The 19,062-nt window shown below is 66.5% G+C and carries 18 protein-coding genes and 1 tRNA gene; 15 read left to right on the top strand and 4 right to left on the bottom strand.

What is annotated here, in order from left to right; translation table 11 throughout:
• Window positions 1–200: 200 nt before the first annotated feature.
• From def to rsmB, 3 genes are read left to right on the top strand one after another with little or no spacing between them, the layout of a single operon-like run.
• On the top strand, window positions 201–704 hold the full coding sequence (gene def, locus FA89_RS03920) for a peptide deformylase (protein ID WP_036138404.1): 504 nt from the start codon (window positions 201–203) through the stop codon (window positions 702–704).
• 2 nt (window positions 705–706) lie between these two features.
• Window positions 707–1,651, top strand: coding sequence for a methionyl-tRNA formyltransferase (gene fmt, locus FA89_RS03925; protein ID WP_036138407.1), 945 nt, complete (start codon window positions 707–709; stop codon window positions 1,649–1,651).
• Complete coding sequence (gene rsmB / locus FA89_RS03930; protein WP_240003847.1) at window positions 1,648–2,955, top strand: 16S rRNA (cytosine(967)-C(5))-methyltransferase RsmB; 1,308 nt, start codon at window positions 1,648–1,650, stop codon at window positions 2,953–2,955. Before fmt ends, rsmB begins: the two co-directional genes overlap by 4 nt.
• A gap of 15 nt (window positions 2,956–2,970) precedes the next feature.
• Here rsmB and FA89_RS20055 read toward each other — a convergent pair whose 3' ends face one another.
• Complete coding sequence (locus FA89_RS20055) at window positions 2,971–4,125, bottom strand: glycosyltransferase (protein ID WP_036138410.1); 1,155 nt, start codon at window positions 4,123–4,125, stop codon at window positions 2,971–2,973.
• A 162-nt stretch (window positions 4,126–4,287) separates the two neighbouring features.
• Here FA89_RS20055 and FA89_RS20060 point away from each other — a divergent pair, with 162 nt between their 5' ends.
• The 4 genes from FA89_RS20060 to FA89_RS03955 all read left to right on the top strand — a co-directional run bounded on the left by FA89_RS20060 (window position 4,288) and on the right by FA89_RS03955 (window position 8,851).
• Entirely contained in the window at window positions 4,288–5,544 is a 1,257-nt protein-coding gene (locus FA89_RS20060; protein ID WP_051938503.1) for an O-antigen ligase family protein, read from the top strand.
• Window position 5,545: 1 nt separating this feature from the next.
• Entirely contained in the window at window positions 5,546–6,556 is a 1,011-nt protein-coding gene (locus FA89_RS03945; RefSeq protein ID WP_036138413.1) for a glycosyltransferase, read from the top strand.
• A gap of 103 nt (window positions 6,557–6,659) precedes the next feature.
• Complete coding sequence (locus FA89_RS03950; protein WP_441295046.1) at window positions 6,660–8,528, top strand: ArnT family glycosyltransferase; 1,869 nt, start codon at window positions 6,660–6,662, stop codon at window positions 8,526–8,528.
• The gene (locus FA89_RS03955) at window positions 8,525–8,851 is read left to right on the top strand and encodes a hypothetical protein (protein ID WP_036138415.1); all 327 of its coding nucleotides are present in this window, start codon (window positions 8,525–8,527) and stop codon (window positions 8,849–8,851) included. The genes FA89_RS03950 and FA89_RS03955 overlap by 4 nt, the downstream gene beginning before the upstream one ends.
• Here FA89_RS03955 and FA89_RS03960 read toward each other — a convergent pair.
• The gene (locus FA89_RS03960) at window positions 8,826–9,731 is read right to left on the bottom strand and encodes an LpxL/LpxP family acyltransferase (protein ID WP_036138417.1); all 906 of its coding nucleotides are present in this window, start codon (window positions 9,729–9,731) and stop codon (window positions 8,826–8,828) included. The two genes, FA89_RS03955 and FA89_RS03960, sit on opposite strands and share 26 nt — an antisense overlap.
• 94 nt (window positions 9,732–9,825) lie before the next feature.
• Between FA89_RS03960 and dtd the strand changes: the two genes are divergently transcribed.
• The 5 genes from dtd (at window position 9,826) to FA89_RS03985 (ending at window position 13,745) form a co-directional block, all read left to right on the top strand.
• Window positions 9,826–10,266: a D-aminoacyl-tRNA deacylase gene (dtd, locus tag FA89_RS03965; protein WP_036138420.1), complete on the top strand. Its 441-nt coding sequence runs from the start codon at window positions 9,826–9,828 to the stop codon at window positions 10,264–10,266.
• A 182-nt stretch (window positions 10,267–10,448) separates the two neighbouring features.
• Complete coding sequence (rpoD, locus tag FA89_RS03970; protein ID WP_036138422.1) at window positions 10,449–12,311, top strand: RNA polymerase sigma factor RpoD; 1,863 nt, start codon at window positions 10,449–10,451, stop codon at window positions 12,309–12,311.
• 124 nt (window positions 12,312–12,435) lie between these two features.
• Window positions 12,436–12,966, top strand: a complete 531-nt coding sequence (locus tag FA89_RS03975) for a hypothetical protein (protein WP_036138424.1) — start codon at window positions 12,436–12,438, stop codon at window positions 12,964–12,966.
• A 96-nt stretch (window positions 12,967–13,062) separates the two neighbouring features.
• On the top strand, window positions 13,063–13,605 hold the full coding sequence (locus tag FA89_RS03980; RefSeq protein ID WP_036138426.1) for a hypothetical protein: 543 nt from the start codon (window positions 13,063–13,065) through the stop codon (window positions 13,603–13,605).
• A gap of 64 nt (window positions 13,606–13,669) precedes the next feature.
• A tRNA-Ile gene (locus FA89_RS03985) sits at window positions 13,670–13,745 on the top strand.
• 35 nt (window positions 13,746–13,780) lie between these two features.
• Here the strand turns inward: FA89_RS03985 and FA89_RS03990 are convergent.
• Window positions 13,781–14,848 carry an aldo/keto reductase gene (locus FA89_RS03990; RefSeq protein WP_036138429.1) on the bottom strand — a complete coding sequence of 356 codons (1,068 nt, stop codon included), beginning with the start codon at window positions 14,846–14,848 and terminating at the stop codon, window positions 13,781–13,783.
• 91 nt (window positions 14,849–14,939) lie between these two features.
• On the opposite strand from FA89_RS03990, the gene FA89_RS03995 reads away from it, so the two are divergent.
• Window positions 14,940–15,869 (top strand): AraC family transcriptional regulator, encoded by a 930-nt coding sequence (locus tag FA89_RS03995; RefSeq protein ID WP_036138432.1) that lies wholly within the window; start codon window positions 14,940–14,942, stop codon window positions 15,867–15,869.
• 303 nt (window positions 15,870–16,172) lie between these two features.
• Here FA89_RS03995 and FA89_RS04000 read toward each other — a convergent pair whose 3' ends face one another.
• Complete coding sequence (locus tag FA89_RS04000) at window positions 16,173–16,583, bottom strand: YybH family protein (protein WP_036138434.1); 411 nt, start codon at window positions 16,581–16,583, stop codon at window positions 16,173–16,175.
• Between the two features lie 283 nt (window positions 16,584–16,866).
• Here FA89_RS04000 and FA89_RS04005 point away from each other — a divergent pair, with 283 nt between their 5' ends.
• Window positions 16,867–17,148 (top strand): hypothetical protein, encoded by a 282-nt coding sequence (locus FA89_RS04005; RefSeq protein WP_036138436.1) that lies wholly within the window; start codon window positions 16,867–16,869, stop codon window positions 17,146–17,148.
• A gap of 115 nt (window positions 17,149–17,263) precedes the next feature.
• Entirely contained in the window at window positions 17,264–18,907 is a 1,644-nt protein-coding gene (locus FA89_RS04010; RefSeq protein ID WP_051938504.1) for a multicopper oxidase family protein, read from the top strand.
• The last annotated feature ends 155 nt before the right edge of the window (window positions 18,908–19,062 follow it).

Genomic DNA, 19,062 nt, shown 5'->3' on the forward strand with positions numbered 1-19,062 from the left:
TTCCCCCTTCCCCGGTGCTGTCGCGAGTGTAACTGAATCGTTAAGGGGCACAATACTCGGCGTGACTCGCCCCGTCCCCGGCGCGCGCGTAGAATACAGGCTCATCCTACCTTTGCCCCTGCTTGGTTTCCGCCGATCCGCCCGCAATGTGTCGGCTATCCGGTGCCGCAGTGGCCCGCGCAGACGTTCAAGGTGACACCGTGTCGATCCTCACCATCCTCGAGTTCCCGGACCCGCGCCTGCGCACCGTCGCGGCCCCGGTCACCGTGTTCGATGCCGAACTGAAGCAGTTCGTGGCCGACATGTACGAGACCATGTATTCCGCCAACGGCGTGGGCCTGGCCGCCACGCAGGTCAACGTGCACCAGCGCTTGCTGGTGGCCGACATGAGCGACGATCGCAACGAGCCGATGGTGCTGATCAACCCCGAGATCGTCGAGAAGGACGGCCAGCAGGTCTACCAGGAAGGCTGCCTGTCGTTCCCGGGCATCTACGCCGATGTCACCCGCGCCCTGCACGTGAAGGTCCGTGCCCAGGACGCCGACGGCAACCCCGTTCTCGTCGATGTGGAAGGCCCGCTCGCGGTGTGCATCCAGCACGAGATGGACCACCTGGCGGGCAAGGTCTTCGTCGATCACCTGTCGCCGCTCAAACGCGGCATGCTGTTGAAGCGGATGGAAAAGCAGCGCAAGGCCAGCGCCTGAGCGTGGCCATCCGTCCGTTGCGCGTGGTGTTCGCCGGAACACCCGAATTCGCCGTTCCCTGTTTCGACGCTTGCCGTGCATCGGGCGCCGAGGTCGTGGCCGCCTACACCCAGCCCGACCGCCCCGCCGGCCGTGGCCGCAAGCTGGCGGCCAGCCCGGTCAAGGAAGCGGCGCTGGCGGCCGGCGTACCGGTGGAACAACCCGAATCGTTCAAGGCCCAGGCCGACCGCGATCGCCTGGCCGCCTACGCGCCCGACCTGATGGTCGTGGTCGCCTACGGCCTCATCCTGCCCCGCAAGGTGCTGGCCATCCCCGCGCTGGGCTGTTGGAACGTGCATGCCTCGCTGCTGCCCCGCTGGCGTGGCGCGGCACCCATCCAGCGGGCGATCCTGGCCGGCGATGCCGAATCGGGCGTCGACCTGATGCAGATGGAAGCGGGCCTGGATACCGGCCCGGTGCTGGTCGAACGGCGCACCCCCATCGCGGCGGACGACACCGGCGGCAGCCTGCACGACCGACTCGCGGCCCTGGGCGCGGATGCTCTGGTGGAAGGGCTGCGGCGCACGATGGCCGGCGAGGTCCTTGCGGCCCGTGCCCAGGATGACGAAGGCGTGGCTTACGCCCACAAGCTCGACAAGGCCGAAGCCCGCCTGGATTTCACGCAGCCCGCCGACGCGCTGGAGCGCAAGGTGCGCGCGTTCGATCCCTGGCCGGTGGCCGAGGCCGAGGTGGCCGGCGAGCGCCTGCGCGTCTGGGCGGCACGCGCCATCGACGGCGTTCCGGGCAGCACTCCCGGCGAGGTGCTGGGCGCCTCGCGCGACGGTATCGACATCGCCTGTGCCCAGGGTGCCTTGCGCCTGCTGGCCGTACAGCGCGCCGGCGGTCGCCGGATCGGCGCCGCCGACTATCTCAACGCGCGCCCGGAGCTGAAGCAGGCGCGTCCGTGAGCCAGGCCATTTCGGTTCGCGCCCTGGCCGCCGAGTCGCTGGCCGGCATCGCCCTTTCCGGGCATTCGCTGCGCGAGGTGGCGGACCGCGCGCTGCCACGGCTGGCCGACCCGCGCGATCGCGCTCTGCTCACCGCGTTGCTGCATGAGGGCGCGCGCTGGTGGCCGCGCTTCGATGCGGCGCTGGATCGCCTGCTGGCAAAACCGATCCGGCGAAACGAGCCGGCCGTCCACGCGCTGCTGGTCACCGCGCTGGTGCAGCTCGAGGTATTGCAGATGCCGGGCTACGCGGCCGTGGCCGCCACCGTGGAAGCCGTACGCGAGTTGCGCCGCCCACGCCTGGCGGGCATGGCCAACGCCGTGCTGCGGCGCTGGCTGCGCGAGCGCGAGGCCCTGCTGGCCGAGCTGGATGCCACGCCGGCCACGCGCCACGCCCATCCTGCCTGGCTGGCCTCGGCCCTGGCGCACGACTGGCCCGGACGCGCCGACGAGATCATGGCCGCCGCCAACCACGAGCCGCCCCTGATGCTGCGCGTGAACCGCCGGCGTACCGACCGCGACGCCCTGGCGACCACGCTGCGCGAGGCCGGGCAGGATATCCAGCCGCATGACTGGCTGGCCGATGGCTTGGTGCTGCCGCACAGCACCGACGTGACCCGCCTGCCCGGCTTTGCCGCGGGCCATTTCGCCGTGCAGGACGGGGCCGCGCAGGTGCCGGCCGACCTGCTCGACCTGGCGGACGGCCAGCGCGTCCTCGACGCCTGCGCCGCACCCGGCGGCAAGGCCTGCCATGCGCTGGAGCGGGCGGACGTCACCCTGCTGGCCGTGGAATCCGAAAGCCGCCGGGCACCGCGCATCCGGCAGAACCTCGACCGGCTCGGCCTGGCCGCCGAGGTAGTGGTGGGCGATGCCGGCGATACCGCCGCGTGGTGGGACGGCCGTCCGTTCGATCGCGTGATGATCGACGCCCCGTGCTCGGCCACCGGCGTGATCCGCCGCCGGCCCGATGTGCGGCTGCATCGTCGCGCCGCGGACATCCCCGCGCTGGTGGCGCAGCAGCGGCGCATCCTGGCCGCCTGCTGGGACACGCTCGCCACGGGTGGCACCCTGCTCTACGTCACGTGCTCGCTGCTGCGCGCCGAGAACGAGGGCGTGGTCGGCGCGTTCCTCGGCGAGCGCACCGACGCCACCGTGGTGCCGTTCACCCTCCCGGTGGGCCAGGCCGCCGCCATCGGCTGGCAGATCCTGCCGGGCGATGGCGACCTGGACGGCATGTATTACGCGCTGTTGCGCAAGACCGGCTGACCGGGCCGGCCGGGCTCAGGCCGGTGCCGCACCCGGCAGGCTGGCCAGCCTGACCTCGCGATAGAACGCCTCGGTGCCGTCGATGAAGCGATCGAGGCCGAACGCGGCTTCCGCATGGGCACGCGCCGCGAAGCCCATCGCCGGCAGGCTGTCGCGCTGTTCCACCAGCCGGCGCAGCGCTGCGGCGATGGCCTGGCGATCCCGCGCCGGCACGACCCAGCCGTCGCGGCCTTCATCGACGTTCTCGGGCAGGCCCGCGTAATCGCTGACCAGCACCGGTTTTTCCATCGCCATCATCTCTCGGCAGGCGAAGGAAATGGTCTCCACGTCCCAGGACAGTACGAAACCTGCGTCGAGGGCCGCCACCAGCGGCCGCACGTCGTCCAACAGTCCGGCAAAGTGCACGTGCGAGGCCAGCCCCAGGGCCTGGATACGGGCGCGGTCCGCCTCGTCGGGCAGCGCACCGGCCAGCACCACGCGCAGACGATCGCGCCAGTCCGGTGCCAGCGACCCCAGCGCCTCGACCAGGTCCATCCAGCCCTTATAGCGCGACGTACCGGCGTTGCTGCCGATCAGCAGCGGCACCGGCGCGCCGGGCGCACCGTCCGGGGCCAGCCAGGCCTGGCGCAGGGCCGGGTCGGCCGGGCGCGGGGCGAAACGGTCGATATCGACGCCGTTGAACACGGTGGCGACGCGGCAGCGGGCATACGGCGAGGCCATGACCTGGCGCCGCACGTAGTCGCATACGGCGATCACGCCGTCGGTACCGGCCCGCGCCCGCCAGGCATGGCCGATGCCGGTCATCGGCTTGGAGTTGTGTTTGGTCAGCACGATGGGCGGCCGGCGCGGCAGGCCGCGAGCCGCCGACATGACCAGGCGATGGTCGGCGGAGCCATTGACGTGGACCAGCTCGAAACGGTGGTCGGCCAGGTAACCGGACAACTGCCGGCGCGCGCGAAGACGTGCGGGCAACTTGCCCAGGCCGTTCGGGAACGGCTGGTCCAGCACGTGCACACCGGGCAGCAACCGGGCTTCGCGGTTGAGGCGGCTGCCTGGGGGCGCCGCCACATGCACCTCGTGGCGACCGCACAGTCCGCGCGCCAGCGCAATCAGGTAGGTGGTATGCCCGCCGCCGTCACCGGCGTGGAAGTTGGTGAACAGGAGCTTCATGCGCGGGGCAGGTCCTTACGGAAGCTGAATTGGCGCCGCTCACCGGGAAGCCCACGGAGAGGCATCCGCGATCCGTTAAAGTACCATGCCCTCGCGCCGCTCCGGCGGCACGAGCCGGTGCCGGCGAAGCCGCCGCACCGTTCCGATTCCGACAGGTGCCGAGTGCTCGAAAAACCGAATCCGTGGCGCGCGTGGATCGTCTCGCTGCTTATCGCGATCATGCCCCTGTCCTTCGCCGTGCCGGTCAAGGCCAAGGCGCTGCCCGCACTGATCCTGTTTCTCACCGGCTTGTGGGCCATCGCGGCACGCCCGGACGTAAGGCGCGCGTATCGTCGCGCCGCGCCGGTGGTCGTACCGGCCGCCATCGCGCTGGTGTTCTGGGGCGTCAACGTCGGCGCCCACGGCGTGGACTGGCGTGAGTTCGACGTGACCTCGCACATGCTCGCCTTCATGGTGATCGCCGGCACGTTCGCGCTGCCCCTGCGCACCGCCGTCGTGCGCATCGGCTTCAGCAGCTCGGCCGGTGTGCTCGGCCTGATCTGCCTCGAACAGCACTACGTCGAAGGCATCGACCGCGTCTACGGCCTTAACAACGGCGAATGGGGCGCGATCGAGTTCGGCATGTTCATGCTGACACTCGCCCTCGTCGCCATCCTGCAGGCCTTGCGTGGCGAGCTGCGCCCGCGCGAACGGGCGATGCACGCCGTGTTCGCCGCACTCGCTTTCTACGGCGCCCTGCTGACCCAGAGCCGTGGTCCGCTGCTGGCCTTCGTGCCGGTGTTCGCCGCGCTGATGCTCATCCAGGGCCGGCGGACCGGCCGCTGGCGGCAGAGCGTGCTGGCGCTGGTGATCGGTGTGGGCGCGGCCGGCCTCGCGGCCACCACGCTGCACGGCGAGATGGTGGAACGCCTGGCCGCGGTCAAGGACGAGGTGGCCACCTACAGCGAACAGGACGCCACCGGCGCCGTGCGCGAGCGCCTGGAAATGTGGCGCGCCGCCCGCATGGCGGTGATCGCGCATCCGCTGACTGGCGTGGGCATGAACCAGTTCGGCAGCTTCACCCGGGCGCGCATCGCCGACGGGAAGGTCAATCCGTCCGTGGAGCGCTACACCCACCCGCATAGCGAATACCTTGAATGGGCCGCTACCGGCGGCATTCCCGGCCTGCTCATCCTGGTGGCGCTGTTCGGCTGCTCGCTGGGGTACTTCGGGCGCCATGCGCTCAATCCCGACAACACGGTGGCGATGCCGGCCTGTGCGGGGTTTTCCACCACCGCCATGTATGCGCTGTGCGGGCTGACCGACAACGTGTTCTACCGGGCCATGCCGCACTCACTGTTCTTCTTCCTGACCCTGGGCCTGGCCGTACACGTGGCGCGCGTGCGGGAGCGGCGGCGCGCGGTCGCCGGGCCGCTCTGACATGGCCCACGTCAACCTCATCGCCTGGGACAACGGCCGCGGGCTTGCCCACGACATCCGGCTGGTGGAAAACGCCTTGCGCGGCCTCGGCCATCAGGTGACCGTGACGCGTGCGCCCCAGCGCAACAGTGGGTGGCCCTGGCGCGCGTGGGCGCAGCGCGCCGCCATGGCTGCGCGCTGGCTGACCGGGCGCGGCCCGCGACGCTACGACCTCGGCATCACCATTGAGCATGTGCATCCAGGCTACCTGCCTATGTCGCGCCGCAACGCGCTCATCCCTAACCCGGAGTGGATGAGCCAGCGGGATCGCCGCCACCTGCCGCGCTTCGACGCCATCCTGTGCAAAACCCACAGCGCGATGGCCACGTTCGGCGCGATGGGGCTGCCGGTGACGCACATCGGTTTCCTCAGCGCGGACTGCCACCGTGATGGCCTGCCGCGCGACCGCGAATTCCTGCACCTGGCCGGCGGCAGCCGCATGAAGGGCACCCAGCGGCTGCTGGACGTCTGGCGCCGGCATCCGGAGTGGCCGACGCTGCACGTGCTGCAGTCGCCCCAGGTGGCCGCCTCCGAGCCAGCGCCCTCCCCGGCCAATCTCGACCACCAGGTGACCTACCTGGCGGATGCCGAAGCCATCCATCGCCTGCAGAACACGCATCGTTTCCACCTGTGCCTGTCCGAGGCCGAGGGCTGGGGCCATTACATCGCGGAAGCCATGAGCTGCGGCGCCGTGGTGCTGGCCACCGATGGCGCCCCGATGAACGAGCTGGTGGACGACACCCGCGGCTTGCGGGTGGCGGCTCACGAAAACGGCACGCTCAACGCGGCCACCCTGTGGGCCTTCGACGAAAAAGCACTGGAAACCTGCGTCGAGCGCGCCATCAACATGCCGGATGCCGAAGTCGAAACCCTCGCCCGGGCGGCACGCGCGTGGTACGAGGCCAACCAGTCCGGCTTCCCCGCCCGCCTGGGCCGGGCGCTGGATACGCTGCTACCACGCCGAAGCGTTTAGAATTCCCGATCCTTCAGCGGTGACGACGCCCTTGTCCAACAGCGCCTATAACCGATCGGAACACCTTCGCGCCCTCTGGCCCTGGCTGCCGCTGTGGGCTGCGATGGCGTTGCTGGCGATCTTCTCCCACGGCCCCATGCCGATGTTTTCCACGCGGACCCTGGCGGTCGCCTGGGAAATGTGGGCACACGGCCACTGGCTGGTGCCGCATATCAACGGCGAGCCGTACAGCGAGAAGGTGCCGCTGCTGTTCTGGATGATCCACGCCGGCTGGGCGGTGTTCGGGGTCAACGATGTCTGGCCGCGCGTGCTCGAGGTGATCTTCGGCGGCGCACAGCTGGTGCTGGCCTCGGTACTGGCCAGCCGGCTTTTCCCGGCACGCCCGTGGGTCGCCAAGGCCACGCCGTGGCTGCTGATGGGCCTGGCGTACGCCTTCCTGTTCGGCCTGCAGATCATGTACGAGGTGCTGCTGGTGGTGTGGGTGCTAGCCGCCCTGCTCGCCCTGACGCCCACGGCGACGCGTGCGGAGCCGCGCTGGTGGCTGTTCGGCCTGTTCGTCGGCGCCGGTCTGCTGACCAAGGGCCCGGTGATGGCGCTGCACGTGCTGTTCCCGCTGCTGCTGGGCCCGCTGTGGAGCGACTGGGCTCGCCAGCACAAGGCCCGCTGGTACGGCTTCGGCGTGCTCGGCCTGCTGCTGGGCTTCGCCATCCTGCTGGCGTGGGCGCTGCCCGCCGGCGAGGCGGGCGGCGAGGCCTACCGCCAGCGGCTGTTCTTCACCCAGACGGCCGGCCGCGTGGTCGACACGCATGCCGCCGACCTGCAGAACCACGCCCGCCCCGCCTGGTACTACCTGCTGTTCCTGCCGGTCATCGTGTTTCCGCTGAGCGGCTGGCTGCGCGGCATCGTGGCCCTGCCGATGGCGCTGTTCCGCCGGCCGTGGCGCGCAGGCACCGGCGGTGCCATCGCCTGCTCGGTCGTGGCGCTGCTGCTGTCGCTGGTTTCCGCGGTCGCACACTTCCCGCCGCTGCTGGAAAAGCTGCTGGTGGTGCTGGTGGTGGTGCCGCTGTTCGTCGCGTTGATGCGCCAGCCGCTGGAAACCGGGCTGCGTTTCCTGCTGGCCTGGCTGCTGCCGTCGCTGCTGGTGTTCTCGCTGGTCACCGGCAAGCAGTTGTACTACCTGCTGCCCGAGCTGGCCGGCGTCACCATGCTGGTGGCCGCGTCGGTCGCCGACCTGCGCGAGCGGCATACGGGCCTGGCCACGCGCTACGTGCTGGGCACGTGGCCGCTTTCGGTCGGCGCCTTTGTACTCGCCATCGCGCTGTTCGCCATGCCGTCGCTGGTGCCCTCGCGCTTCCCGGACAACCTCTGGCTGACCGGCATGGCGCCCTATGCCCGCTTCTTCGGCGTGATCTTCATCGTGCTGGGCGCGCTGCTGTTGCTGCGCGGCCGTGGCGAGATGCGCCGGCTGGCCTTCGCCGGCCTGATCGGCACGGTGTCGCTCAATGCGCTGTTCACGCTGGGCGTGTGGTACCGCTACGACCTGGCGCCGGCATCGCAGTACCTTGCCCAGGCCGATGCCGCCGGGCACCCGATCGGCAACCTCGGCGTGTCGTACAACGGGCAGTACCACTTTGCCGGGCGCCTGATGCATCCCATCGCGCGCATCAACGTGGTGCCGGGCATGGCGACACCGGTGGAAGACGACGAGGACACCGCCGTACACAACGGCGACAGCCTGGAGGACTTCGCGCACCACCACCCCGACGGCGTGATCGTGTCCTATGCCAAGCATCCGCCGACGGAGGCCTTCCGCTACGCCCGGCTGATCCAGCCCTCGCGTACCGGCTGGCTGATGATCTGGGACGCTCCCACCCTGGCCGCGTTGCAGGCGGGCCGCGTGCCCGCGGAGCCGAAGCAGCCGACCATGCTCTATCCGCAGGAATACTGGCGCACGCGGGCGGCACTCCGATGAGCCCCGATCCCCTGATCGAGCGCCTCCGCGCGCAGATGGGCGGGCCACGCGATGGCGCGCTGCTGCGCTTCTCGATCGGCAATGCGCTATTGGGCGATGGTATGTACCGCGACGCCGCCGCCGCGTTCCGCGAGGCGCTGACGTTCGACCGCGACTACTCGGCAGCGTGGAAACTGCTGGGCAAGGCCCTGTTGGCCGAGGACGACGAGAACGCCGCGGCCGAGGCCTGGCGCGAAGGCGTCGCGGCGGCCACGCGGCGTGGCGACATCCAGGCCGGCAAGGAAATGACGGTGTTCCTCAACCGCCTTTCGCGGAAGGGCTGACCTTGTAGGGATCTGGCCGGTCGTGGGCGGTGAACCGTTTGTAGTGCCACTGGTACTGCGGATAGGCACGCTCGACGCATTGTTCCACGCCGCGGTTCAACGCCGCGCAGGCCACACCCAGGTCCGTGCTGTCGATACCTTCGGGCGCGGGCAGGATGTGGATGCGGAAGCCCTGGCCGTCCGGCAGGCGCTCGGCGAAGCTGAAGAGCACCGTGGCGCCCGTGCGCGCCGCCAGCCGGGGCAACAGCACCATCGTCAGCGCCTCCACGCCGAAGAACGGCGCGAACTCGCCGTCGCCCTCGCGCGGTTTCTGGTCCGGCAGGATGCCCACGGTGCCACCCGCGGCCAGCCGCTTGAACAGCGTGCGTACGCCCGCGCCTTCCGCCCGCACCTGTTCCGGTGCCAGCTTGCCGCGCACCTTGCGCAGCAGGGCCTCGATGGCGGCGATGCGCGGCGGTCGGTAGAGGATCGCCATGGGTGTCCGGCTGCACAGCCAGTAGTTGAGCAACTCCCAGCAGCCCAGGTGCGGCGCGGCGACGATGGTGCCCTTGCCGGACGCCAGCGCCGCCTCGAACAGGTCGCCGCCGACCACTTCCCGTACGAGGCCCAGCGAGCGGTCGGCGCCGGCGCCCCAGATGGCCGCCACCTCGGTCACCGACTTCCCGGACTCCTCCATGGTGCGCACGAGCAGCGCCCGGTGTTCCGCCTCGTTGAGCACGGGGCGGGTAAGCCGCAGGTTGACCGCGCTGTAACGCGCGCTGCGCGAGCCGGACCGCAACGAACGACGACCGATCCACGCACCGACGCGATGGACGGTACGCAACGGGAAGAGGCTGACCAGCCGCAGCAGGAGATAGAGAACGTAGATATCCGGGCGCATCCGCGGAAGTGTAAGCCACACGTCGGAACCCCGCCTCCTGTAAAGCGGGCCGTGCACCCTTTAAGCTTGGCCGCCCGCCGCCGCTAACCCCGCCATGATTGCACTGATCCAACGTGTCGAATCCGCACGCGTCGATGTCGACGGGCAGACGGTGGGTGCCATCGACGCCGGCCTGCTCGCCCTGGTCGCGGTGGAACCGGGCGACGGCGAGGCCCAGTGCGTGCGCATGCTGGAACGGCTGCGCGGTTACCGCGTCTTCTCCGATGCCGACGGGAAAATGAACCTCGCGCTGGCCGACACCGGCGGCAGCCTGTTGCTGGTCAGCCAGTTCACCCTGGCCGCGGACACGCGCAAGGGCATGCGACCCAGCTTCACCACCGCCGCCGCGCCGGACGACGCCCGCCGCTGGTTCGATCGTCTGGTCGAACTGGCCCGCGCCGCCCAGCCGGGGGTGGAAACCGGGCGCTTCGGTGCCCATATGAAAGTTCACCTGATCAACGATGGCCCGGTCACCTTCCGTCTAGAGGTGCGCTGAGGCGTCCCTGCACGGGGGCTGCGGCCTCCGTCTTCCATCCCACCGCGACGCGGTCGCCCGACCGGCAACGGCCATCTGGCGCGATTCTTGCGTTGCATCGGTGGGTCCGATCCACTTGAAAACTGGTCAAAAAATCATCAAATGACTATACTGATCGGTTCCTGTAACCCGCGGCGGTCGGCATGACTAACAAAGCTCACGAGCAGCAGTCTGAAATCAAACAGCTCATCTCCAAGGGCCTGGAGCAGGGCTACCTGACCTACGCGGAAATCAACGATCACCTGCCCGACGACATCGTCGATCCGGAGCAGATCGAAGACATCATGGCGGTGCTCAAGGGCGTCGGCATCGAAGTGCACGACTCCGCGCCGGATACCGACACGATTTCCGACGGCGCCGCCCCCGGCACCAGCACCGACGACGAGTCGGCCGCCGAAGAAGCCGTAGCACTGCTGTCCGCTGTCGACGCCGAGGTGGGCCGCACCACCGACCCCGTCCGCATGTACATGCGTGAGATGGGCACCGTGGAACTGCTCACCCGCGAGGGCGAAATCGCCATCGCCAAGCGCATCGAGGAAGGCCTCAGCCAGGTCCAGACCGCGCTGGCCAGCTTCCCGCTGACCATCCAGCTGCTGCTGGAGGAATACGACCAGCACGTCGAGGGTAAGCGCCGCCTGAGCGAGATCCTGGCCGGCTTCGCCGACCTGGAAGAAGCTGCCGACCAGGCCAAGGCCGAGGCTGCGGAAGCCGCCGAGGCCGCGGGCGATGTCGAGTCCGACGACGACGAGGAAGCGGTGGAAGGCGCCGAGGAGGAGGAAGCCGGTCCCACCGGTCCCGATCCGGAAGAAGTGAAGCGCCGCATGGAAGAACTGCGTTCGCTGCACGGCAAGTTCCAGAAGACCGCGCCCAAGGCCGAGATCAACGACAAGAAGGTCGCGAAGATCCGCGAGCAGATGTCCGAGGCGTTCCTCAACCTCAAGCTGCCCTCGGCGCTGATCGACAGCTTCGTGCGCAAGCTGCGCGAAGTGGTGAACGACATCCGTCATCACGAGCGCGTGCTGATGGACATCTTCGTCAAGCAGGTGAAGATGCCGCGCGCGGAGTTCCTCAAGAGCTTCCCCTCGAACGAAGGCAACTTGGAGTGGGCCGCCGAGCTGTCGCGCAAGCGCCAGAAGTGGTCGCCCAACATCAAGAACTTCCGCGAGGTGATCGACGGCGAGCAGGAAAAACTGGCCGCCATCGAGCGCACACTGTACCTGCCACTGACCGACATCAAGGAAATCAACCGCGCGATGTCCGTCGGTGAGGCCAAGGCCCGCCGCGCCAAGAAGGAAATGGTCGAGGCCAACCTTCGCCTGGTCATCTCCATCGCCAAGAAGTACACCAACCGCGGCCTGCAGTTCCTCGACCTCATCCAGGAAGGCAACATCGGTCTGATGAAGGCCGTGGACAAGTTCGAGTACCGCCGCGGCTACAAGTTCTCCACGTACGCCACGTGGTGGATTCGTCAGGCCATCACGCGTTCGATCGCCGATCAGGCCCGCACCATCCGTATCCCGGTGCACATGATCGAAACGATCAACAAGTTGAACCGCATCTCCCGCCAGATGCTCCAGCAGTTCGGCCGCGAGCCGACGCCGGAAGAGCTGGCCAAGGAAATGGAGATGCCGGAGGACAAGATCCGCAAGGTGCTGAAGATCGCGAAGGAACCGATCTCCATGGAAACCCCGATCGGCGACGACGAAGACTCCCACCTGGGCGACTTCATCGAAGACACCAACGCCAGCTCGCCCATCGAGTCGGCGACGGAAACGGGTCTCATGGAAACCGTGCGCGACGTGCTGGCCGGCCTCACCCCGCGTGAAGCCAAGGTGCTGCGCATGCGCTTCGGCATCGATATGAACACGGATCACACGCTGGAAGAAGTCGGCAAGCAGTTCGACGTGACCCGCGAGCGCATTCGTCAGATCGAAGCCAAAGCCCTGCGTAAGCTGCGTCACCCGAGCCGCTCGGAAACCCTGCGCTCGTTCCTCGATATCGACTGATATCGGGGTTGAGGGTTTCGTCGGAAGCGCCCGCTTATGCGGGCGTTTTCGTTTTTGTGGCGGCGGCTGGCGCCCCGAAAGATCTTGCGCTCTAATGCGCCTTGGGGAATCAGGGAACAGCACCATGACAGGGATCTTCCGCGTCATCGCCTTTGCGGTATTGATCTACGCCGCCTGGGCGGTCTTCCGAAGTGGAGCGGCTGCTTACCAACGTCATGAAGCGCGGAAGGCCGTGGCGGCTTCCCTGGACGCACTGCCGGAAGCCCAGCGACGCCCTGCCGTGCTTGCGCTCTACCTCGGCTATTACTGGGGCAATGTCCTCATGATCCCGGCGCTGTGTCATGACAAGGGCGTGGACCTGGACGGCTACGCGGACGCGTTCAAGGCGCGCTACGACACCGAGCACGAGCAGGTGCGCCAGGCCTATGCAAAGCTCGGCGGCAGCGAGCGGCCGATCAGGGAAGCAGCCCGATCGGACCCGACCTTCCGGGCAGCCTTTACCAAAAAACTCATCGACACTGAATCGCTGTTCCACCGAAGCGACACCTTGGCGGACAAGTGCCACGAGGTTGCCGACAAACAGCAGAAAGTCATCGAAACCATGAGCTTCCGCGACCTGATGCCGTATCCGTGGCAGCTGACCGGCTTGCCCTGAGGCCATCCGATCGGATGTTCGGATGGACGGCGTGCGTTACGGCGCCCGGCGCGTTCTAATGGGCCTCGGGCCTTGTCCCGGCTAAAGGAAATCACCATGCCACAGCTTCTCACCACCGCACGGATCGCCAGCGTGTCGCTCCTCCTGGCCGTTGCCTGCGCCCACGCTGCCCCGCAGACACCTGCCGCACCGGCACGTGCCGAAGCCGGCGCTGCCGCATCCAAGGATCTCAACTCGCTGCCGCCAGCGGACCAGAAACGGTTTGCCGCTGGTCGGTTCCTTGGCTTCTACACGATCAACGGCCGCACCACGGGCGACGTATGCCGCGCCGAGGGCGTCGATCTGACGGCCTACGTGAAGGCGTTCCAACGCAAGCACGATGCCGAGTACGAGCGGGCCGACAAGATCATGGTGGCGTCGGGGTTCTCGACGGCGGAGATGGCCTCGGCCACCGATGCCAACCGTGGGCGGCTGGAGGAGAAGGTGAGGCAGTCCCTGCTCGACCTGGCCACGGCGATGAAAAAGACGACGGTCAAGGACGGCTGCGACTACATCGCCGCGCACGTGAGCGACGCCGTGGCCGGGCAGTCCTTCGCAGCGCAGAACCCGGACATCGATGCGGTGCTGATGTCGAACTGAGCCATCTGCGGTGAGCCGGGGCGTTTCGATGGCGCCGGCCAGCGGTTACACTTCCGTGCTGCGCGGGCCTATAGCTCAATGGTTAGAGCAGGGGACTCATAATCCCTTGGTTCCAGGTTCGAGTCCTGGTGGGCCCACCATGTTGCGACGAATAGTGCCGACGTGGCTGCGACGCTTACTCCGGAGCTTCGCCCAGCGTCCAGCTCTTGCCCTCCCAAGGGTGGCCCTCAGGGACGCGCGACCTGGCATTGTAGGACTGGATCCATCCGGGGTAGCACGCCGGCAGGGCACTCGCGGCATCCAACTGCGCCAGATCACCCGCCGACAAGGCCAGATCGAAAGCCCCCAGGTTGGCTTGCAGCTGGTCGGGTCGCTTGACGCCGATGATGACGCTAGTCACCGCCTTGCGCGAAAGCAGCCATGCCAGCGCGACCTGCGCCGGTGTTGTCGTGTGGCGATCGGAGACCGCACGCAACGCGTCGATGACGTCGTAGGCCATTTCCTCGTCCACTGGCGGGAACGCGATGCGTGCACGGCGCGCCGTCGCGTCGCTCGTGCCGGAACGGTCGAACTTGCCGGACAAGAGACCGCCGGCCAACGGGCTCCAGCAGAGCAAGCCGAGCCCCTGGTCCTGGGCGAGCGGGAGCAGCTCTCGCTCAACATCGCGCCCGGCCAGTGAGTAGTACGCCTGGATCGAAACAATGGGCTCGAGGTTGAGCCGCGCCGCGAGACCCAGCGCTTTCATCAGCTGCCAGGCCGCAAAGTTCGAGCAACCTACATGGCGCACCTTGCCCGATCGCACCATGTCATCCAGCGTCCGAAGCACGACCTCTGCCGGCGTCAATGGGTCAAAGTTATGGAGCTGATAGAGGTCGATGTAGTCCGTCTTCAACCGTTTCAGGCTGCTGTCCAGCGCGGCCATCGTGTGATGGCGTGACTGACCCAGGTCGTTGACGCCCGGACCCGTTCTGGCGCTCGCCTTCGTGGCCACCACCAGCTCGTGGCGGCGACCGGCCAGGATCTCACCCAAGATCTCTTCGGAGCCCCCCATGCCATAGACATCGGCCGTGTCCAGCATATTGATGCCAGCTTCCATGGCCGCGCCGAGAATGCGATCGGCGTCACGGGCATCCAAGCGGCCAATGGCATTGCCGGCAGCGGTGTCCGCGCCACCGAAAGTCATGGTGCCCAGACAAAAGCGCGATACAAAGAGTCCAGTGGCGCCCAAGGTGGCGTAGTGCATGGCGAGACATCCGTTGAGGGGGATGTCATGGTGGCGCGGCAACAACCGGACGGTCTATCCTTCGTCGTCGCCATTTCATAAGCGATCGTCCATGACCGACCCCCTGTCGGGCTTTTTCCGTGCCGTCACCATCCAGAGCGTCGTTTCCGCCCAAGTGACGGTGCGTGGCGACTGGGGCGCTCGCTATCCAGCCTACCGACACTTGAAGTTCGGCAGCCTTCTGGCAGGCGAACGCTGGATCGGTGTGGAGGGAGAAAGCCCCATACGAATGCACGCGGGCGATTTTTACCTTCTGACCGACGGGCGTCCTTACTACGTCGCTTCGGCGCCGGATACGCCATTGGTCGATGGTGCGGTTGCCTTCGCAATGGGAGGCGACCCCTCCGGCGCCTTGGAGGTCGGATCGGGCGCTATATCGAGCATGGCGATCGGCGGACGGTTCACCTTTTCGGATGACGATATGGCTGGGCAGCTTCGCTTCCTTCCCGCACTGATTCACATTCGAGCAAGCGAGGACACCCAGGGGCGGCTGGCGAACCTCCTGGCGATGCTTAAGGAGGAAACGCAACATGCAGCCCCAGGCGCGACGTTCGCGTTGGCAAACGTTGCCAACCTGATCCTGGTGCGCATCCTTCGTATCTACGCGGCACGCGTCGATATCGGGCCTAGTTGGCTTTGCGGCAGCCTTGATCCGGCGATTTCGGCAGTCCTGTCGCTCATGCACCAAAAGCCGCAGATGCGCTGGACCGTGCAGACACTCGCTAACCACGTCGGCCTCTCGAGATCGGCCCTGGCAGAGCGGTTTCAGCAAAAGGTGGGCCAGGCGCCCATCGCCTACTTGACGCAATGGCGCATGCTGCTGGCTCGCGTGGCCCTACGCCAAGGCCAGCCCATCGCAACCTTGGCAAGCGAGATTGGCTTTGGCTCGGCCGCAGCATTCGGCCTGGCGTTCAAGCGCGAAACCGGCCTCAGCCCGGGGCGCTATCGGCACCATGCGGCAAGCCCCAACCGTCCCGTATAGGTAGGCGCACTTCGCACGGCCGCCACGCTCAGAGACCAGGCGCAATGGGCGCCAACATGTGTCGACTGGGCAACGTAAGCGCATCCCGCAATAACGCTACGCTCCGCAAAATGGAGTCCGCTCCGCTAAGGACCGTGATCGTTGAGGGCGGCTGACGCGAGCGTCGATGCGGTAGAGCCGAGGGCCATTCGCGTCACTGGCCCTCGTGACGCGCACGATGCGATACGGGGTGGCCGGTACGCTTGGCTCCGTTTGTGGATGATGGAGCCTACTTACAGGGTAGGCACCACCCGTTTTGATGTCCTACGATCCGACGACGCTATCCAGTAGTGTCGTCCCATAAGAATTGTCCACTACGCATAGCCACTTTTCCGAGATTTGTCGAAACACGTAGGTCGCCCTGCGCGAAATCTCAGTTTTCACACCGGCCTTTTCCGTGGCCTGTAGCAGGGTCTCCATGATAACGAGAGCCACATCGCCACCTCGTATAACCTGCATCTCCCCCTGTGTGACAACGATGCTGTTATTGAAATGCGCCGCAATGGCGACAAAAGCTCGGCGGATGCTGTCTTTGCCTGCGACTGTCAGTCCTGGTTTGACCACGAGACTTGCGTCATCCGCATAAAACGTCATCAGTTCGTCGAAGTCTTCGGCTGTGATGGCTCGATCAGCGGCCTCGATTGTCTCTTTGAGAGTTCGGGTAAGTGCGTCCATTTCTGTGCTCCTGGGTGAGCCTCAGAATCCGGAATGAAAAACCCCGCTTCTGAGGCGGGGTTCGGCATACCGTGCGCAGTCCCACCACCTAGGTGCAGGTGATAATAATGGGATTGGCGCAACGGAAACGGTAACTGTTCATGGCATGACTCTTCCGCATACAGCCAAGAAAATCAACTGATAAGATCCTGTATTGCCAGACCGGTTGCGGTCACCGCAATGTGGCCGCATCGATGGTTGAACATTATGAGGATGTCGGGTCATAAGGGATGAGAGTGCGCCCATGACAACGCAGCGTAGTTGGAAGACCGCAGCGGCTTCGATAGGTACTTTAGGCATTGCCCTACTGGCGTATCACCAGCACCCAAACCTGAAGGGCGCTTTGGCGGGAGGTGCGTTCCTGGTGCTCGCCTGGCGATTGGCATTCATCGGCATGCCTGCACTCAATGTCACTCTCGGGCAGGTTTATCGCCTGAATCGCGAGGGATCGTTCAATTGGCCGCTCGCTGGCAAGCTGTGCGACATCGCCATGGGAATCCTGCTGCTGGCCAGTTTTCTGGTTTGAGGTAAAGGAACACCGACCGCAAAAAATTACGCATGACCGATGACCCGGATTGAAACATCCTTGTCATTACGGCGACCTACGGTGGCCTGCTCGACAAGCCACAACGATGATTCCCATGGACAATTCCCGACGCCGTTTCCTGGGCGTCGCCGGCGGATTCGCCGGTGCATGCGTTCTCGTCGACCCCTTTCGCGTGGCCCAGGCAATGGACATGCCGATGACCATGCCCATGAAGCAACGCATGGCCATGCCGGCCCTGGCCGCGCCGAATGTGCCGCTGGTAAACCCGGTGACCATGGCAAGGTTCGTCGATGCCCTGCCCGTGCCACCGATCGCCGTGCCCACGGGCCAGCGTACCCACCCCGCGTTCGGCGGCCGGCAGCTACCGTTCTATCGCATGCCGATGCGCGCCTTCAGTGCCAAGGTGCACCGGGATCTGCCGCCGACACCGCAATGGGGTTACGCGGGGTGTACGCCGGGCCCCACGATCATGACGCGCCGTGGCGAGCCGGTGCTGGTGGAATGGGCCAACGAGCTTCCCACCCGGCATTTCCTGCCCATCGATCACAACATTCATGGCGCGGAGAAATCGAAACCCGATGTTCGCACCGTCACCCATGTGCACGGTGCGCGCGTTTCCGCGCCTAACGACGGTTGGCCGGAAGACTGGTACGTGCCGGGTAAATCGTCGACCGCCCTCTACCCCGGTGACCAGGACGCCACTACCTTGTGGTACCACGATCACGCCATGGGCATCACGCGACTGAACATCTACGCGGGCCTGTTCGGCAGCTTCCATGTGCATGACGACGACGAGCAGGCGCTGGGGCTACCCTCCGGCGAGTTCGACATTCCGCTGATGCTTTACGACCGCCTGCTCGCCAGGAGCGGCAAGCTTTACTACCCGGTGTCCGACGACCCCGACGCGCCCTGGGTGCCCGAATGCCGCGGCGATGCGGTGCTGTGCAACGGCAAGCTGTATCCGTATCTCGAGGTGGAGCCGCGCCGCTACCGCCTGCGGCTTATCAACGTGGCCAATACCAGCTTCTTCAACCTGTCGCTGTCACATGGCAAGCCGTTCCAGCAGATCGGTAGTGACCAGGGGCTGCTGTCAGCGCCCACCGATCGCCTGCGCATCGAACTCTACCCGGCCGAACGTGCCGAGGTAATCGTCGACTTCAGCGCGTATGCGGGACAGTCGGTGCAGCTACGCCACCAGGCCGAGGGCATCGTGGAGTTCCGCGTTCGCGCCAAGGGTCGCCGCGATACCTCGGTGGTACCGGCCGCGTTGCGGAAGGTCCAGCGTATCGATCCCGCCACGGCGGTACAGGACCGCGTGCTTGCACTGGGCGAGCAGGACGATTCGGGCGGCAATCCGATGACGATGCTGCTCGATGGAAAGATGTGGAGCGATCCCATCAGCGAAAAACCCAAGAAGGGCACGGTGGAAACCTGGACGTTCGTCAACGTGACCGGCGACGCGCATCCCATCCACCTGCACCTTGTGCACTTCCAGGTACTGGAGCGCCGTCCGTTCGACCTCTTCGCGTGGAACGCCCGCAAGGAACTGAAGTTCACCGGGCCATCCATACCACCCGCAGCGCATGAAGCCGGCTGGAAAGACACCGTGCGCTGCGACCCCGGGATGGTCACGCGCATCATCACGCGCTTCGACGGCGAGCCAGGCAAATACGTCTGGCACTGCCATTACCTCGAGCACGAAGACAACGAAATGATGCGCCCTTACGAACTGGTCTGAAGCCTTGCGCTTTTTGTTACGACCGCGACGATTGTTCGCAATATCTTGCATTGACACGGGAATGTCATCACGCACTCACGCATTGTCGCGTGTGTGCCAACGATTGGTCACATGCGGGGTAGATGCTCAGTTCGGTCGATAGGCCACACACACAA

It is taken from the genome of Luteibacter sp. 9135, assembly GCF_000745005.1.
GTDB lineage: Bacteria > Pseudomonadota > Gammaproteobacteria > Xanthomonadales > Rhodanobacteraceae > Luteibacter.

Excerpts from the sequence above, each read along its gene's own strand:
- FA89_RS03955 (WP_036138415.1), top strand. The coding sequence starts at position 8,525 with ATGAGCCCCGATCCCCTGATCGAGCGCCTCCGCGCGCAGATGGGCGGG.
- FA89_RS03975 (WP_036138424.1), top strand. The coding sequence starts at position 12,436 with ATGACAGGGATCTTCCGCGTCATCGCCTTTGCGGTATTGATCTACGCC.
- FA89_RS03980 (WP_036138426.1), top strand. The coding sequence starts at position 13,063 with ATGCCACAGCTTCTCACCACCGCACGGATCGCCAGCGTGTCGCTCCTC.
- FA89_RS04010 (WP_051938504.1), top strand. The coding sequence starts at position 17,264 with ATGGACAATTCCCGACGCCGTTTCCTGGGCGTCGCCGGCGGATTCGCC.
- FA89_RS04005 (WP_036138436.1), top strand. The coding sequence starts at position 16,867 with ATGACAACGCAGCGTAGTTGGAAGACCGCAGCGGCTTCGATAGGTACT.
- FA89_RS03950 (WP_441295046.1), top strand. The coding sequence starts at position 6,660 with ATGGCGTTGCTGGCGATCTTCTCCCACGGCCCCATGCCGATGTTTTCC.
- FA89_RS20055 (WP_036138410.1), bottom strand. The coding sequence starts at position 4,125 with ATGAAGCTCCTGTTCACCAACTTCCACGCCGGTGACGGCGGCGGGCAT.
- dtd (WP_036138420.1), top strand. The coding sequence starts at position 9,826 with ATGATTGCACTGATCCAACGTGTCGAATCCGCACGCGTCGATGTCGAC.
- FA89_RS03960 (WP_036138417.1), bottom strand. The coding sequence starts at position 9,731 with ATGCGCCCGGATATCTACGTTCTCTATCTCCTGCTGCGGCTGGTCAGC.
- FA89_RS03945 (WP_036138413.1), top strand. The coding sequence starts at position 5,546 with ATGGCCCACGTCAACCTCATCGCCTGGGACAACGGCCGCGGGCTTGCC.
- FA89_RS03990 (WP_036138429.1), bottom strand. The coding sequence starts at position 14,848 with ATGCACTACGCCACCTTGGGCGCCACTGGACTCTTTGTATCGCGCTTT.
- FA89_RS03995 (WP_036138432.1), top strand. The coding sequence starts at position 14,940 with ATGACCGACCCCCTGTCGGGCTTTTTCCGTGCCGTCACCATCCAGAGC.
- FA89_RS04000 (WP_036138434.1), bottom strand. The coding sequence starts at position 16,583 with ATGGACGCACTTACCCGAACTCTCAAAGAGACAATCGAGGCCGCTGAT.
- rpoD (WP_036138422.1), top strand. The coding sequence starts at position 10,449 with ATGACTAACAAAGCTCACGAGCAGCAGTCTGAAATCAAACAGCTCATC.